16 protein-coding genes are annotated in these 16,283 nt (G+C 65.2%); 1 reads left to right on the top strand and 15 read right to left on the bottom strand.

What is annotated here, in order from left to right; translation table 11 throughout:
* Positions 1-155: 155 nt before the first annotated feature.
* The 11 genes from AC07M9_RS10100 to AC07M9_RS10050 form a co-directional block, all read right to left on the bottom strand.
* On the bottom strand, positions 156-551 hold the full coding sequence (locus AC07M9_RS10100; protein ID WP_494883452.1) for a hypothetical protein: 396 nt from the start codon (positions 549-551) through the stop codon (positions 156-158).
* 216 nt (positions 552-767) lie between these two features.
* Positions 768-986 carry a hypothetical protein gene (locus AC07M9_RS10095; RefSeq protein WP_494883451.1) on the bottom strand — a complete coding sequence of 73 codons (219 nt, stop codon included), beginning with the start codon at positions 984-986 and terminating at the stop codon, positions 768-770.
* An 8-nt stretch (positions 987-994) separates the two neighbouring features.
* A complete protein-coding gene (locus AC07M9_RS10090) occupies positions 995-2,008 on the bottom strand; it encodes a contractile injection system protein, VgrG/Pvc8 family (RefSeq protein ID WP_494883450.1) in 1,014 nt (337 codons plus the stop codon).
* Positions 2,005-2,418, bottom strand: a complete 414-nt coding sequence (locus tag AC07M9_RS10085; RefSeq protein ID WP_494883449.1) for a phage tail protein — start codon at positions 2,416-2,418, stop codon at positions 2,005-2,007. The genes AC07M9_RS10090 and AC07M9_RS10085 overlap by 4 nt, the downstream gene beginning before the upstream one ends.
* Before the next feature lie 11 nt (positions 2,419-2,429).
* On the bottom strand, positions 2,430-4,889 hold the full coding sequence (locus AC07M9_RS10080; RefSeq protein ID WP_494883447.1) for a phage tail tape measure protein: 2,460 nt from the start codon (positions 4,887-4,889) through the stop codon (positions 2,430-2,432).
* Positions 4,889-5,020, bottom strand: a complete 132-nt coding sequence (locus tag AC07M9_RS10075) for a GpE family phage tail protein (protein WP_494883445.1) — start codon at positions 5,018-5,020, stop codon at positions 4,889-4,891. Before AC07M9_RS10075 ends, AC07M9_RS10080 begins: the two co-directional genes overlap by 1 nt.
* 8 nt (positions 5,021-5,028) lie before the next feature.
* Positions 5,029-5,364, bottom strand: a complete 336-nt coding sequence (locus AC07M9_RS10070; RefSeq protein ID WP_494883444.1) for a phage tail assembly protein — start codon at positions 5,362-5,364, stop codon at positions 5,029-5,031.
* Between the two features lie 59 nt (positions 5,365-5,423).
* A complete protein-coding gene (locus tag AC07M9_RS10065; RefSeq protein WP_494883442.1) occupies positions 5,424-5,936 on the bottom strand; it encodes a phage major tail tube protein in 513 nt (170 codons plus the stop codon).
* Positions 5,937-5,986: 50 nt separating this feature from the next.
* Entirely contained in the window at positions 5,987-7,162 is a 1,176-nt protein-coding gene (locus AC07M9_RS10060) for a phage tail sheath subtilisin-like domain-containing protein (RefSeq protein WP_494883441.1), read from the bottom strand.
* Positions 7,163-7,177: 15 nt separating this feature from the next.
* Positions 7,178-7,522 carry a GPW/gp25 family protein gene (locus AC07M9_RS10055; RefSeq protein ID WP_494883439.1) on the bottom strand — a complete coding sequence of 115 codons (345 nt, stop codon included), beginning with the start codon at positions 7,520-7,522 and terminating at the stop codon, positions 7,178-7,180.
* On the bottom strand, positions 7,522-8,076 hold the full coding sequence (locus AC07M9_RS10050; protein ID WP_494883437.1) for a phage baseplate assembly protein V: 555 nt from the start codon (positions 8,074-8,076) through the stop codon (positions 7,522-7,524). Before AC07M9_RS10050 ends, AC07M9_RS10055 begins: the two co-directional genes overlap by 1 nt.
* A gap of 1,665 nt (positions 8,077-9,741) precedes the next feature.
* Here AC07M9_RS10050 and AC07M9_RS10045 point away from each other — a divergent pair.
* The gene (locus tag AC07M9_RS10045) at positions 9,742-10,593 is read left to right on the top strand and encodes a formate/nitrite transporter family protein (RefSeq protein ID WP_494883435.1); all 852 of its coding nucleotides are present in this window, start codon (positions 9,742-9,744) and stop codon (positions 10,591-10,593) included.
* 229 nt (positions 10,594-10,822) lie between these two features.
* On the opposite strand, the gene AC07M9_RS10040 is transcribed toward AC07M9_RS10045, so the two are convergent.
* The 4 genes from AC07M9_RS10040 to AC07M9_RS10025 form a co-directional block, all read right to left on the bottom strand.
* Positions 10,823-11,716, bottom strand: coding sequence for a GGDEF domain-containing protein (locus AC07M9_RS10040; RefSeq protein ID WP_494883433.1), 894 nt, complete (start codon positions 11,714-11,716; stop codon positions 10,823-10,825).
* Positions 11,717-12,182: 466 nt separating this feature from the next.
* Complete coding sequence (locus AC07M9_RS10035; protein ID WP_494883431.1) at positions 12,183-13,001, bottom strand: DNA adenine methylase; 819 nt, start codon at positions 12,999-13,001, stop codon at positions 12,183-12,185.
* Between the two features lie 173 nt (positions 13,002-13,174).
* Entirely contained in the window at positions 13,175-13,645 is a 471-nt protein-coding gene (locus AC07M9_RS10030; protein WP_494883430.1) for a hypothetical protein, read from the bottom strand.
* An 11-nt stretch (positions 13,646-13,656) separates the two neighbouring features.
* Complete coding sequence (locus AC07M9_RS10025; protein WP_494883429.1) at positions 13,657-16,266, bottom strand: hypothetical protein; 2,610 nt, start codon at positions 16,264-16,266, stop codon at positions 13,657-13,659.
* Positions 16,267-16,283 lie beyond the last annotated feature (17 nt).

The raw sequence follows: 16,283 nt of genomic DNA, 5'->3' as shown, positions 1-16,283 counted from the left end.
CCCCCAGCGGGCATAGCGGCAAAGTCCCAACCCCGGTCATGAGCAGACTGTCCGCTGACAGGCTCGCAAATTTCTCACTTGAATGGCTTGGATGGGCGCTAAGCAGAAGGCCCCATCCTGTGATGCTCAGGCGGAACGTGACATGAATCGGAGGATCAAGATCGGCACGCGACTCTGCGAAGGTCATAGCTCGCGAATGGTTTTTCGACGTCTTTTTCGTCCCGTGCCGTGATCTCCCACGTGAGGTCATCGCCCGACAAACGCCAGCGGTTCACATAAGCGTCGCGGGAATATCGGTAGGTGATATCAAAGCCGTCTGTACCGGACGTACCTTGGCCAGACGCCGCGAACGCGCCGCCAAAGCTATCTGCCCAGTAGCCAACAATCTGATCGGCCGTAGTGCCAAGATGTTTGCCGGCCCCGCCGAAAACCAAGTGAGCCGCATACTGATCTTCGGGGTCGGATATTGCGCTGCTGACGGCTTCGAGAGCCAACATCGCATCCTGGACGATCGGGTAGGCGTTGAGAGCGATGGCGACTGGCTTCTTCATCACCTCTCCACGCCCTTCCCAGCAGCCGCTCAGGGCAAGTACGGAAGGGGGGACTGGCGCGGCGCCTTGTTCGGCAGCAAGGGCCGTCGTCGACATGGCTAGCCAGCAACCGGCCGCACAGAAAAGCTTTGCGAACATAGTCCCTCGTATTTCCGACGCCTGTCCACTAGCAGCAGGGCGATCAGTAAATCATCCTGCCGCGCGCGACAAATCACCTTACGGCTTGGTCAGAATGAAGCCTACCGCGTTGCGGATGAGCAACCACTTCGCGAGCTCCTCGACGCGATCCGTTTTTTTCAGCGCATCGATCCGCGCCTGGACGACTGAGCCGACCACTTCGCCGTGCTCCTCAATCAACTCGAAGGCGATTCGAAGGCATTCCTGATCGTCGGGTATTTCCATCGTTTGGCTGTAGGTCTTTATCAGCGCATCCAATCATGGCATTATGCCGGCGCGAGTTCCATCCTGAGATCGGTGCGAAACCCCCCGCCCTTATCCAGGCGGTGGGTCACGTCGGAGACCAGCCAGGTGCTATCATCGATCCCCAACTTGAACCCGATTACCGTGGCGCGCGCTTCGGCACAGGCATCGGCCCGGCCAAGAGCCAGCGTTATGTCGAAGGTCGCGGGCGCACGCCCGAGGCGCGCCGTTTCGGCGGTCGCGGCGCGCTCTGCCGAGGGCTTGTCGGGATAGACCTTGCGCAGCTTTTTCGCACCCTCGGCTTTGCCAATCGTGACGGTCTGCCGCCTGGCTGTTTTCCTGTCGTGCCAGGTGGCGGTCACGCCTTCCTGCCCGTCCCGCTTTTGCCGCTGCCAGTTGTGCCGATCGCCATCGCGCCTGCGGATGGTGAGTGAGGGCAGGGCGGCGCCAGTGCTGGTTTGGCCTGCACCCTTGGGCGCGAAGATCAGGTGCTTGTCCTTGATCGTCGCAACGGCATCGTTCTCGCGGCCGAGACGGCGCAGAAACGCGATGTCGCTCTCGCGGCTCTGCGCGACTGCCGAGAGCGGGATCGACCCCAGGGCAGGCGCGACGCGGGGGGTGAGGGCATTGCGCCCCGCAACCTCCTGCAGCACGGCTCCCAGCGTCGTGTCCCTCCAGCTTTGCGCCCGGCGGTTGCGGATCTCGCTAGTGAAGTCAGCGGCGCGGGCGCGGATGGTGATCTGATCGGGCGGGCCACTGTGGGAGACGTCGTCGACCTTGAAGCTACCCTTGTCGATCAGGCCCGGCGTCACGTCACGCCCCTGCAGCCAGCCTAGCTGCAGACGCAATACTGCGCCCTCTGGCGGGATGGCAAGCATGCCGTCGTGATCGCTCAGGACGATGTCGAGCTGATCGGCCTCGTCCCCGCGCTTTTCGGAGAGGGTGAGCGAGACAAGCCGGGGGCGAATGCGATCGGACAGATCGACGCCGTCCATGATGACGCGCCAGTCGGCGATGTTGTTGACGGCGTAACTCATGGCGCGGCCGGCGCGCTGGTGACGGCGGCGGGATCATCGACGCCCAGCAGGTCGATGCCGAAGTCGATCCGGCGCGGGGTGCCGTCCGCCATCAGGTAGACCTGCCGTTCGTCGATCGCGGTGATGACGAAGTTGCCGTAGACCCGGCCGCTGCCGGCGACGAGCGGCCATGCTTCGCCCTGATTGGCCATCGCCCGCAGGTCTTCGAGCGACACGATGCCATCGGACAGTTCGGTATAGACCGCACCGGACAGGCTGACCGTCTCGTCGCCGGGACCGACGTACTGGTTGGCGTCGCGGGCGCCGATGCGCGGCGCGCGGGCATGGCGCCAATCCATCTTGTGCTGAAGTTCCTCGAACGGCAGCGTGCCGAGTTCGAACAGGAACATGCCGAGGGCCATCAAGTGCATGGGAATCGTCCTCAGTTCTCGTCGTCACCGAAGCCGCGTCCACGGTGTTCACGCTCGATCTGCTCCAGCGCGCGGCGGACGGCGTCAGCGATGTCCTGCGGATCGCCGGTGACGCCGTGGAAGTGCAGGTTGTAGGTGGCCGGCGCGCCGCCGGCGGTCGCGGTCGGTGCGGTGCCGGCCCCGCCCGATGCCGCCGCCGGTGACGCTGCCGCCATGGCCACGCTGCCGGCGCCAACGGCAAGCGCCCGTGTCATCTGTCCTGACAGGTCGGTGATCCGCGACAGCGGCCCCGAGGTGTTGGCGGCGAGCCCCTGATCGAGCCCGGCCATCACGAAGCCGCCAAGCCCGGCAAAGACGCGCGAGGGCGAGTGGATGCCGAGCTTCTCCTTGAACCAGTTGGCCACCGAACTGGCGGCGCCGACGATCGTCGACTTGAGCGCGGCCAGCTTGCCGACAACGCCGTTGATCAGGCCCTGTATGAGGTTGCGGCCGATCTCGGTGAAGTCGAGACCGCGCAGGAAGGCCAGGGCAGGGGTGAAGGCGCGGATGAGTAGGCCGAGCGGGCTGAAAGCGAGGAAGGCTTTCACGATGAAGCCTAGCGCGCCGGCGACCATCGCCTTGATGCCTTCCCACAGGTTGCCGAACCATGCAGTGATCGCGCCCCAGTTGGCGTAGATCAGGTACGCGGCGGCAGCGACGGCGGCGATGGCGGCGACGATCAGCAGCAGCGGCGTGAGCGCGATGCCCAGCGGCGCGGCGGCGGCGGTGAGGGCGGCGAAGGCCAATGCCATGCCGCCAAGCAGGACGAGAAGCGCGGCGCCGACGCCGAGGAAGATCATGATGCTCTTGGCGAGTACCGGGTTCTCCTGCGCCCATCCGCGCATGGCGCTGGCGGCAGACTTCACATAGCCGGCGACCTTGACCACGGTGGGCAGCAGCGCCTTGCCCATGGTGATGTTGAGACCCGACAGGGCGTTGGTCGCGAGGCCGGTGGCGCCCTCGGTGGTGGCGATGCGGTTAAGGAACTCCCCGTGCATCGAGCCGGCGGTTTGGCTGGCGTCGCCGACCAACGCCAGGCGCTGCTTGAGGCCATCGAGGTTGGTCAGCATCGGGGCGATGGCCGCGACGCTTTCCGAGCCGAACAGCTGGGTCAGGATGCCCGACTGCTTGTCAGCGTCGAGCTTCCCGATCCGCTCCATCACGTCGATGATGGCGCCCGCCGCATCCTTCTGCATGCGCTTGCCCACGTCGGTCGCTTCCAGCCCCAGCGCCGAGAAGGCCTGCTGCTGGCTCTTGGTGGCGGCCTCGCCCTTCGTCAGCGCCAGCATCGTGTTCTTGATGCCGGTGGCAGCGACTTCGCTGGGGATACCGATCGAATCGAGCGTCGAGCCCAGCGCCGCGATCTCGGGCGCGGCGAGGCCGGCCACTTTTCCCAGCGGGCCGATGCGGGTGATGATGTCGGTGACGTTCGCGGCCTTGCCGCCGAAGCGGTTGGTCAGCGCGTTGACGCCGTCGCCGAGCGCGCGCACGCCTTCCTGCGGCAGTTCGAAAGCGGTGCGCCACTTGGCCATCGTCTCGCCGGCGACGTCGGCGGTCATGTCGAAGGCAACGCCCATCTCGGCCGCGTCGTTCGTGAACTCGAGCAGCTGCTGGCGCTGGTCGCGCAGGGGCTTGCCCAGCTTGTCCATACCGACGCCGGCGGCGCCGGCCGCCGCCGCGATCGTCGCCAGTTCGCTCGCGGCCATCGGGATGTTCTCGCTCATGTCGAGGAAGTCGGTCGACATCCGCTGGATCTGCGGCCGGGTCATGTTGGTGACCTTGGACACGTCGGCCATGGCGCTTTCGAGCGTCATCGCCTGCTTCACGGCGCCGACGACGGGCGCGGCGGTGGCAACGCCGGCCCCGATCATGCCCAGGCCCATGCCGGTGGCCTTGCCACTGATGTCGTTCAGCTTCTGCGAGTTGCGATTGGCCTTGTTGACCCGCTCCAGCTGCGCGGTCTGCTGGCGCAGCGCGCGGTTCGCCTGCTCGGTACGCTCGGACAGGCGGTCCTCGTGGCGCGCAAGGTCGCCGACGTCGATGCCGGCGGCGGACAGGCGGGCGGACAGCTGCTGCAGTTCGGCGCCGCCGGCATCGAGGCGCGCGGTGAGCGCAGCGGCCTGCCGCTCGGCCTGCTCGAATTCCTTCGCCAGCTTCTTCGTCGGATTGTCGGTTGCATCGATCTGCGCCCGCAATTGCGCCATGCGCGCGGTCGTTTCCTGCAGCTTGCGGCTGTCGGCGCCGAAGGCGGATTCCTTCGCCTTGTAACTGCCGACCTGCTTCTGCAGCTTGTCCAGGTGCTGCAGTTCGTCGGCGGTCTTCGCCAGATCCCGGCGCGCGGCGGACGACGCGCCGGTGATCGACTTGAGAGGCGCGGTGAGCTTGTCGAGCCCCTGAAGGATGACCTGAAGCCGAAGGTTCCTGTCCGCCATTACGTCTTTCCGGTCTTAGCAGGGGGCTGCGAGCGGCGCGCGGCCTGCGCGCGCCAGGACATGAGTTCGGCCAGGTCCATCCCGTCCATGACGTCTGGCGACCAGTGGAAGACGATCGCCAGATCCGCCATCGCGTCGTCTACGCATCGAGGGCATCCATGCGCTGCGACCTCTGCAGCAAAAAACCCCCGATCTCCGCGCCGCAGGCGAGCAGGTCCGCCGTTTCCATGTTGCCGACTTCCACCTCGGTGATGGTGGGCATGGAGATGCGCGGCAGGATCTTGATCAGGGCATCGACCTTCAGCTGGCCGAGATCGACGAGCGAGAGACCACGCAGTTCGCCCGAGCGGGGCTTGCGCAGCTGCAGCGTGGCGATGGTCTGCTCGCCGCGCACGATCGGCGTGTCGAGGGCTACGGTGCGCAGGACAGGGGCGGTGCTGACAGCGGCGAGGGCAATGGTGGAAGCGTCGGTCATAGTTCTCTCCGAGGTTCAGGAATCGGGAAGGGGGCCCGGCGCGTGGCCGGGCCAAAAGGTCAGAAGATGCCGAGGAGGCCGCGCCGTTCGGCCAGGCGATCGATGCCGTCCACGAACTCGATCATGTTCAGCGGATCGATTTCCAGTTCGGTGCGGCCATTCCAGACGAGCTTGTAGTAAGCGACGGCCATGGTGGTGGTGAACTCGCTGGCCTCGCCGGTTTCCTGATCGCCCATCTCGATCTCCGAGAAGCGGCCGCGCACGATGACTTCGACATGGTCGACGTCGGCGGTGTCGTCGGCCTGATAGTTGCCGGCAAAGCGGATGTAGACGCCGTCCACCGTGGGCGTGCCCCACTGGCGCAGGATCTGGCGCATGGGGCCGCCGCAGGTGAACGACATCTCCATCGCCTCCATGCCCATATCCATGCTGACGGTGCCGCTCATGCCGGCGCCGCGATAACCCTCCATCTTGCGGGTGAGGGTGGGCAGGGTGACGGTCTTGGCATCGCCCATGTAGGCAAGGCCTTCGTTGAACAGCATCTGGTCCTTGAGGGTGCGGGGCATTCCCATGGCGGGCTCCTATGATCGAATGAAGGGAAGGGAGGCGAGGCGCCGGCCGGTCAGATGTCTTCGGACAGCTGCGCCGAGAAGTCGGCGAAGTAGCTGTCGGTGATGCGCTGGTTGAAGCCGAGGTCTTCGAGCGGCGGCGGCACGGTGTAGTCGTAGTCGATCCGCAGCTTGCCGGCCCTGAGCGCCGAGAGGTCGTTCTGCGCCTCGTCGTACCAGGCCCTGGCGCCGAGGATCACGCCGCCGGCCTTCAGCTGGCGGAACAGGCCGTTGATGGTCTCGATGATGTCCTTGGCGAGGCTGGGGGTGAGCGGCTTGTCGATCGCCCAGAGCATGCCATTGACGATCGTGTCCGCGAGCAGCTGGGCGACGCGCACGGTGCTCTCGAACACGAAGGGACTTTCCGCCTCGGCCGCCGTACGGTTGCCCCAGAAGCGATAGCCGCTGTCGGTGCGCACCAGCGCGGTAACTTCCGAGGCATTGAGCACACCCGCCTCGCTCGACTGGTCCTCGACGTCCCAATGGATGTCCTTGGTGAGGCCGACGACGCCAGAAACCGCGACGTTGGACAGCGTCTTGTGCGGGCCGGTCTGGGTATCGATCAGGGCGCGCAGGCCCATGGCGCGGGCAGCAGCGTAGCTGGTGACGGCGGCGCTGGTCGCGGTGTCCCAGGCGAGGAAGTCCGGCATCAGCAGCATCAGTTCGCGGGCGCTGAAATTGGCGCGATACAGGCTGGCGGCGGCCACGGTTTCGCCGATCGCGCGGGCATAGGCGAAGCCGCGCAGCTTCTGCGCCACGACGGCCAGCGCGGCGGTGACCGCCTGCGTTTCGAGGCCGGGCGTGCCGAGAATCTTCGGCTTCACACCCAGCTGCGCCTGCGCGGCGAGCAGCGCCTGCATGCCGGTCTTGAGGCCTTCGGCGGTGGTGGTGCCGATGACGTTGGTGGCAGTCTCGGCCGCATTGGCGCCGACATCCACGCGCACGACCACAAGGATCGGGCGGGTCTGGTCGGCGATGGCGCGCAGCGCCTTGGCCAGCGTGCCGCCGACGCCGGCGCTGCCGATCGCGGTTTCGATGTCGGTGATGAGCACCGGGCGGTTGAGCGGGAAGACCCCGGCAACAGCATCGGGCGCGGTGGCGACCAGGCCGATGATGGCGGTGGAAACCGCCGTCAGCGTGCGCGCGCCTTCGACGATCTCGGTGACGGTGATTCCATGCTTGAAGGCCATGAGCGGTTCCTTGGCTTAGAGAGGCAGAGCGATGCGGGTGCGGGCGGTCGCGGGCGGCGTGTCGGTGCGATCGGCTTCGATGTTGAGGGTGGCGGCGCCGGGGCCAATGCCGGCCGAAAGGGTTACGCGGCGCAGGCGCAGGCGATCTTCCCAGCGCGAGAGGGCCAGCGCGGAGGCAGCGAAGATCCGCAGGATGTTCGCTGCCGTCATGGGCTGGTCGATCAGGTCGGGCAGCAGCGAGCCGTATTCGCGGCGGCCGACGCGCGTGCCGATCGGCGTGCCGAGGATATCGGCCACCGATTCCCTGATGCTGTCGAGCCCGTCGATCAGGGCGCCGCTGCTGCGCGATATGCCAGCCATCAGATGGGTGTCCCGCTCTGGGCGCCGCCGGCAGAGACGCCGCTGTGCTTGTGGTTCTTCAGGCTGATGCCGCCGCCGACGACGTCTTCGCTCGCCTCGGCCTTGCCGGCGATCTTAAGGTTGCCGTTGATGGTGACATCGCCGGTGATGGTGGCCCCGCCGGGCGCCACCAGTGTGGCGGTTCCGCCTTCCGGCAGCACCACGCTGAGCGCATGGGCCTGATGGTCATAGGCAATGACCGCGCCGTCGGGCATCTCGACCATGACGACGTCGCGCAAGCTGGAGGGCGCCGGGTTGGCGTCCGACCAGATGCCGAGCAGGACGATGCCGCCCGCAAGATCGCCTTCAGGGCAGAAGACGACACATTGTTCGCCGGTCGAGGGCGGCGACCAGACCTTCACCTTGCCAGCGCGCTGCGCCAGCCAGGGCAGATCGCCTGTGGTGAGATCGCCGATCTCGACGGTGCAGGTGGCCGCGCCGTGGTCGACGGACGCGACGGTGCCCAGCTGGATCAGTTCGCCGGTAAGCTGTTCAGGGTCTGCAGTTCGCGCCATGGTGCGACCATGGCGGCAGGTTCAGAGGGGCGCGCGGGGGCGCATTTCGCTGAGCGGTTGGCGAAATGCATGGGCTCAAATGGCCCGTGCTAACCGTCGTTGCCGACCTACAAGTTGAAAAAAATTAATCAATATTATTTGACGTAGGTTATTGCGAAAGCGAGCGTATTTGTGACTATTCACTGACCGATGGAGACAATCGGACGGGAGAATTCAACTGATGGCTCACTATCTGGCGCGATATTACCTGTAATGCGGGCACACCTCGGACGTACCAGCGACAATGGAGGAGCTTCGAACTCCAATCAAATGCCGCAGGTGCTCGGCGTTAACTGACGTCCCGTCTGAAGTCCTCGATTTTGTGCGCGACACCTGCGTCGTGACGAACATGAAAGGCACGCGCCGGACCCATTGCCCCGAAGGTTGATCAGGCCCGGCCGCCGTGCTGGCTTCCAAGGCCGGGGCACAGGCGCCGCCTGATCTATTTGTTGTTCGCACGAAGCGCGAATGCTGATCAGTTCCCCCGGGGCAGGGCGGACTGGGCGCTGCCCGTGCAGGTGATGTCGATCGCTGTGATGGCGAAGCGCCGAACGTCTCTCGCACCCCTCATTGTCATTCATCGAGATGAGGAACCTGCCCTTGATACCGGCCAAGTGATTGGCCAGATCGGCGAAGTCCTCGCGGCCGAAGACGTTCCTCCCATAGTTCGTCTCGCAGCCGCAATAGTGCGGATCGAGGTAGAGCAGGGCGTATTCGCGATCATAGCCTGATGAAGTTCGCATAGGGATAGCGGTCGATCACGATGGACGGCGGGTGGTTATGGAGATCCGTCAGCTTTGGCTCCAACCCCCCCGAAATACAAGCGCGCTGGCGTGCGGGCTTCCGCACCGAGGGGCGGTGCGCACCTTCCCTCGTCCCATTGCCAAGCGAGGGAATATTCATAGCTACGTCGGGCGCCTGGGTAACCCAATACAAAGGCTGGACGAATCAAATCCGTTATGGTTCTTTTTCAGAAAGTATTTTCCCGAGCGTTCCCAAAGGAATCGTTGTGTCGATTAAGCGCGTACTCTGCCTGTTTGATCGACATCGGCCGCATTCGGCCCAGTGGAACGGGAGGCACTACGTCGGAGGCTGCCGGCACTGCGCAGCGCCGATCAAACGCATCGGGAGAAAGAAATGGAGGCGGTTGACCGTCGCCGAACGCCGGATAATTGAGGATGCTGGGACCTGACCTTCACTCCGCGTTTGTCAACGCCCAGGCATTTCTTATTGCTTTTAGGAATGATTAAAAGTGATACCCGTTGCGTGAGCATGTTTAGATTACGGCCCATAACGGACGAAGACGTGTTGAGAGCGATGGCTGAAGAGCCATATAGCAGGTTTCCGCAAGACGAGCGGGAACTGGCGGCGCTTTACAATCGGATTTTGGAGGACATGGTCCTCGAAGGTGTGAGACCTGCCACTAACACCTTGAAGCCCCATTAAACGCAGACGTCACCTCCGCCTCTAGGTTGATCGATTTTCGGGCGGCTGCATTTCGGACGGCTGATTGGGGCGCACGCTAGCAACTGCAACTGATGCTGTTCCCCGCCCGATGCGCCCTCGCGGGAACAATAATGCGCGGTGCTGGTCCTATCCCCACGAGGATGCAACGGGACGGCAAGCATGGACGACAGCGAGCGGCAAGAGGCCGAAAGTCCCGACGCGTCGCTCGACGCGCAGGAAGCGAAGGGTGTCGAGGAGCGCAAGGCGGGTTCCTCGAAGATCGTGCACGAAGTCGTAAGGCTTCAGGGCGAGGAGGAACTGGCCCGTCCAGCACTCGCTCTCACCCTGTCGGGCGTCGCGGCGGGGCTTGCGATTGCGTTGTCGCTCATGTCGGAGCTGTTTCTGCGCAGCCATCTGCCGGACACCGACTGGGCGCCGCTGGTCTATTTCCTCGGCTATCCGGTCGGCTACCTCATCGTCATCATGGGGCGGCTGCAGCTGTTCACCGAGAGTACCGTGACCGCCGTCCTGCCCTTGGCGACAGCGCCGACGCTAAGCAACCTGCGCCGCTTGTCCCGGTTGTGGCTATGCGTCCTGCTGGGCAACCTGGTGGGCGTGACGCTGGTGAGCGCGCTCATGGCGGGCGAGATCATCATCACGCACGAACAGCGCCTGATCGCGCTCGACATCCTCGGCAAGCTGGAACAACAGCACTGGACCCGCACGCTGACACTGGGCATCCCGGCCGGGTTCATCATGGCGTCCATCGCCTGGGTCCTGCCCAACGCGCGCGGCAACGAATTCTGGGTGATCTTCGTGCTGACCTATGCGATCGCGCTGGGCGGCTTCGCCCACGTCGTCACGGGCTCCTCGCAGGCGACCTTCCTCTGGCTGAGCGGTAGCCTCGGCGCGGCGGAGGCGTGGCTGGAATTCACTTTGCCGGCGCTCGCTGGCAACATCATAGGCGGCACCGGACTCTTCGCCGTGCTCGCCCACGGCCAGATGCGCAGCGACCTCAGCGTCGATGTCTAGATCGCATACGATCCGAGGGGTACGTCGGATGCCTCCAGGCATGCTCGCTCGTGCGACGATCCTAACGTACAGAGCCTCTCGGCGTGTCGGGGTGGAAGTGGACCTTCATTCAGACGGTGTCCGAGCCGAAATGACGCCAACGATGGAGGCATGTTCCGGGACAGGGGCAAGCTAAATACAGAGCTTCACGTCTACACAGCAATTCGGGTCTGATCGGACTGCGTTGGGCCTAGACCTGAAAGCGGTGGCTGTTTTTACCGGCTTCTTTGGCCGCGTAGAGAGCATCATCTGCCAGACAGAATGCTATGCTCATCGCGCTATCAGCCGACGCCCCTATGGTGCAGGTTGGCCGCCACGGTAAGTTGTCCAAAGCGCTAGAAATCCTTTCGTGGATCTCCCTTACCTTTAGTTTGGCGACAAAGATATTTCGGACCACGAGGGAAAATGCAAATTCGTCGCCGCCAATCCGAGCAATGGCGTCATCAGGTCGCAATGCGGCTGTTAGCGCCGAGGCGACAGTCCGAAGGGTTTCATCGCCTGACGCATGCCCATGCCGGTCATTCACCTTCTTGAAATCGTCAAGATCGACGACCCCGCACAACAACACACATCCATTCTGTTTTGCGACCAGACCTAGCTTTCGGCTTTCGATGTCGAATGATCGGCGATTTCCCAAGCCGGTAAGAGGATCGGACCGAGCTTGGGATCTTTCCCGGTCGAATGTCCGCCGGAATGCACTGACAATCATAATCATGAATGCGACCGCGGCAATACGCAGGACGGTGTTACATATCGCTACTGGCGCCGGGAGCCAAGAAGCATGTACTGAAAGGTTATCCCCGGCGCCGTTGATTAGGAAAGTCGCTGCAGTTGCGACAATGCCTGCCAAAAATCCTTGTGTTCGCCCCAAGCACCACGTCGTAAGACACAAGGGTGGAACATAAAGAGGAACGACTGACACCAGCGGGCCTGTCCTCCAATCCAGTACCAGCACCAGCGTCCACCACGCAATCAGCCAAGTAAAAGCTTTGTCTCGAGACCAATTGGAGGTGCGAACCAGCGCCCGCTCCAAGAGTGAGCCGTTGATTGAAGTGCCTGCAACGTTGACGCTACCGAAGGGCATGTGACTGCATCACTTGCACTGTCGGACCGTGCAGGAGGCATGTGTCCCTGCGCGTATTCATGCAAACGAAACGCAAGGGCCGACCAAGTTGGGCGATGCCGCAAGTGGACCTTCGATCTTCATGCTTATGGCTGCCAAGCGAACTTGTCGCAGGTCCGTAGTGAGCGGCGATAGTGTTCGTGCGGTATCAATGGCAGCTTAGGCTGGGCCCATGCGACGTAACCACCGTGAGTTCGAACCATTCGGACTTCGTCGCTAAAATTGCCATGGAGGGTCTGGCCATCGCACGGCTCTCCGACCAATTTTATCCTGGCCACAATGATAGCTCCGAAAATGTCTGCGCCGATTCCCATGACCAAATGAGGCGGCAATGACAATGTTCCAACGACCGCTTTTAGGGTGTGACCGGGATTGGCCGCTTTCCGGCTGTGACACTGGAAAAGCGGCCTTCCGGCAGGCTATGCGATCAATTATCGTTTGCGGGCAGCGCGAAGTTGCTGATCAGCACTTCGCTGGCAGGCCTGGACTTCGCCCCCACTGTGTAGGTGGTTTCGATCGCCGTGATAGCGAAGCGGCCGAACGTCTCGCGCACGCCCGCGTTGTCGTTCAGCGAGATCAGGAACTTGCCCTTGATACCGGCCAGTTGGTCGGCGAGCGCAGCGAAGTCCTCCCGGCTGAAGACGTCCTTTCCGTAATCCGTCTCGCAGGCCCAATAGGGCGGATCGAGGTAGAACAGCGCGCCTTCGCGGTCATAGCGGCGGATGAAGTCCGCATAGGGCAGGCGCTCGATCACGACGGACTGCAGGCGGTCGTGGAGATCCGCCAGCATCGGCTCCAGCTTGCCGACGTCGAAGCGCGCCGGCGCACCAGCATCCACGCCGAAGGCCCGCCCGCGCACCTTGCCGCCGAACGCCAGGCGCTGGACGTAAAGAAAGCGCACCGCGCGCTGCAGGTCGGTTAGGCGATCGGGATCCTGCCCGAGCAGCCGCTCGAACTCGGCGCGGCTCGCGACGCGGAAGCGCAGCATGTCGACGAGGTAGGGGTAATGCTCGGCCAGGCAGCGGAACAGGGTGACGACGTCGCCCGAGATATCGTTGATCGCCTCGGCGCGCGGGCGGCTCCTGCGGCGCAGGAAAATGCCGCCCATGCCGACGAATGGCTCGGCGTAGCTGGTGTGCGGGGTGCGCTCGATGATGGCGCAGATGCGCTTCGCCAAATTGCGCTTTCCGCCGATGTAGCCGGCGACCGGAGAGGTTGGGGAAACGAGAACAAAAGGGGTAGACATGGTGGGTTTCCTGCACGATGTCCCTCCCGCGCCTGAGCGCGGAAGGGTACTTGGATGGGACAGGCGCGGGGCCCGTCAGAGTGCGAGTGCAGGCTCGCTGGTTTCGAGATGTGGGGACATCCGAAGCCCCCTTCCGTAAGGGGGAAACTTCGCGGCGTGAAGCCGCTTGCTCATCAGCCAGCGTCGACGCCGCCGACCCGCTCGATCGCATCGGCGACCAGTTCAGGGTTGTCGGCCGCGAGCAGGTCGAGCGCCGAGGCTTTGAGCCGGGCTGCGGCGGCGTCCGCCTCGGCGCGGGCCCGTTCCTGCTCGGCGAACTCCACTTGCTGCAGGGCGCGGATCGTGTCGGCCTGCGCTTCCAGCTGCAGCGCGGCGAGCGCTTCGTCGGTGGCGTAGAAGGGGCGGCGCGGCGCGGGCCGGTCGGGGGAGAACTGCGCCTCGATCTCGTTCACCTGAAGCACGGCGCCGTCGAGCGTGCCGAGCGCCGATGCCCAGCGGCAGAAGGCGCCGTAGCCATCCTCGAACGCGGCGAAGCGGCGGGCATCGCCGAGCGCCTCGACGGAAAGCGCGCCTTCATCGTCCCCGGCGAGGAACAGGATCCGGCCGCCGGCCTTCCAGGCAATGACAAAATCGGTATCGGACATGTGCGCTTCCTTCAGGCGGCGTTGCGGTGGCAGGCCCACCACTTGCGCGCGGCGTTCCACTGGGCAGCGCCGGGGGCGCCATTGTTGGCAGGGCTGCTGGTCAGCATGACCATCCCCGTATCGTTGGGCGGATAGGCGGCGGTATCGGTCGGCAGGTTGCCCAGGGTACCGGCGCTCGACACGGTCGCGGCGGCATCGCCCCTGCTGGTGGACACGCTCCAGTCGGCGCCGCCGGTGTCGAGCAGCTGCCAGTGCAGGTAGATGCCCAGCGCGCCCACGCCCTGCAGCCGCCAGCGTGCGCGCGCCGCGATCCGGCGGGCCACCGACTGGTCATCGCAGCTGGTCAGCATGAGGATGAAGTTGCGGATGGTGAGCAGCGGGCTCGCCTCGATCTGGAACCAGCGCTCCATGCCCGTAGAGATCGCCGCCATGTTCGCCGCGCTTTTGGCCGTCGCCACGAAGCTGCCGGTGCTGTCGCTCACCGTCACCGTGTCGCCATCGGCCAGCGCGGCCGGGAACCGCAGGTTGCCGAAGGCGAAGGTGCCGGGGATGACCTGCGGCAGGCGCAGATCGCCGGCCGCAAGCTCCAGACCGCGCGTCGCGATGCGGGTGCCAGCGGTGTAGCGCGCCGATCCGATGGTGACGCGGTCCCTTGCCGCCGAAGCCTCGTCCCCCAGCGTCATGCTGTTGGGCACGAACAGATCGGAGAAGGCGATGTCGATGTTGGCGGCGGCGCCGACCGAGCGGTAGTCGTAGGAGCGCCCGCCGGTGGCCGCGTCCGGAGTGCCGGTGAAGCGCCCCTGCATGGCGTTGAGGAAGATCAGCGTCACGCCCGAGAGCGAGGCGGGCACATCCGTCCAGCTGGCGGTGCCCACGCCCGCGCGCTGCAGCTTCGCCCCGCTGACCGCGCGGTCGCGCCAGAGGCCGCGCCGGATCGTGCCGGGGCGGAAGTGATGCGGCTCGGCGAACGTGACGGTGCCGTCGAGCGTGATGCCCGCGATCGGAAGCCATGCCTGCTGGGACCCGCCGGTGATGGCGCGGCCGATGCCGATGATGCCATCGCCGCGCACGTCGGGGAGAACCGCCTCGCCGATCATCGTGTGGTTGCGCCCACTGGTGCAGTCGCCCGCGCCGGCGCCGAGCTTGGTGTGGACGGCGCCGAACGAGAGGTTGCCGGTGCCATTCGGTCCGATCAGCGTCGATCCCGATACCACGGCATTGAGGCCGGCGTTGAAGCCGATCGTCACGTTGGCGCTGACGCTGGTCAGGCCGCCGGTCGCCGCCCGGTCCTCGAACACGATCGCGCTGGTCAGCGAGCGCACCTCGAAAGTGTTCACGTTGGCGCTGTCATGTTCGGCGAAGAGCTGGCCCTCGCGCGCCCAGTAGGTGACCGCGCCGATCGTGGCGTCGGCCGAGCCGTTGAGCGCGGCGACGAGGTTGGTGAGCGTCGCGGCGGCGCTGGCGCCGCGCTGCACGTCCAGAGCGGCGGAGGGCACATCCTTGAAGGTCACCGTGCGCATCAGGTTGAAGCCGAGCAGGATGACGGCGTTGTTCGCCGGCTGCGCGAAAGTGGTGGTACGCACGGCGGCCTTGCGCGCGGCTATCGGCGAGAGGCCCATCCCGGCCCCGAAGCCGATCGTCACCGGACCGATGAAGGTCAGCGGATTGCCGCTGTTCACGGTCTCGGTGCCGCCGGCCAGCGTGGCGGCCGAGCGGGCGACCGATGCCGAAGCACCGAGCGAGAAGGCATTGCCATAGATGCCCAGCGAAGTGGAGGCGACCTGCACGGCGGTGCTGCCGATGGCATCGAGGCGGTACATGCCCTGCCGGATCGCCACATCGCCGTGCGATGCGAGCAGCGCGGCGAACGCGGCTGCAGCCTGCGCGGCCGATGCGCCGCGCGCGAACTCGTTGGCGGTGGCCGGGACGTCGCGCGCCGTGATGTTCACGCCGTTGACCGGGATGACCTCGCCGTCTTCGGGCAGCGCGTTGAACGTGAAGGCGCCGACGGCGCGGGTGCCGAAGCCGGGAACCGTGAGCCCCGCCTGGTTCATGTCCTGCCCGGCATGCGTGCCGAGCGCCGTGTAGTAGTCTCCCACCGCGCGGGCGAAGGTATAGGCGCCGCCCGCGAAGCCGGCATAGCCCCGCGCGTAGATCGCGGCCGACACACCGAGCGAGATGGGCTTGCGCGTGTAGGTCTGGCTCTGCCCCATGCCGGCGCCGGTGCCGAGGTTGACCGCGTTGCCATCGGTGTTGCCGGCGACGTCGGCCGGCGCGGCGGCGCCGCTGCCGAGCACGAGGTTGCCCCTGGTGTCGATCGCCGATCCCAGCGCGATCGCCTGCGCCTGCGCAAGGTAGCTGGCGGTCGACGTGCGATCGAGCGCGACCTGCGAGGCTTTCACGCCCACGCTCAGCAGTTCGGCCAGGTTGTCACTGATCGGCTGCAGTGCCTGGACCGAGCCCATGGCCTGCGCGGCCGCGCCCTGCGCCGCCAGGACGTGCGGCGCCATGACCGCACTTGTCGGGGCGCGGTAGAGCACGCCGTCCTTGAGCACGGGAACCGTCTCGGCGCCGTTGATCGCGGTCGGGGCGAGGGCGGGAAGTCCGGAAGTCTTTGCCATTGGTCAGGTCCCTACGG

The sequence above is a fragment of the Novosphingobium sp. GW821-FHT09E05 genome, assembly GCF_059416165.1.
Note: the sequence above shows the minus strand (reverse complement) of the source record. Positions and strands in the feature narration are given on the sequence as shown.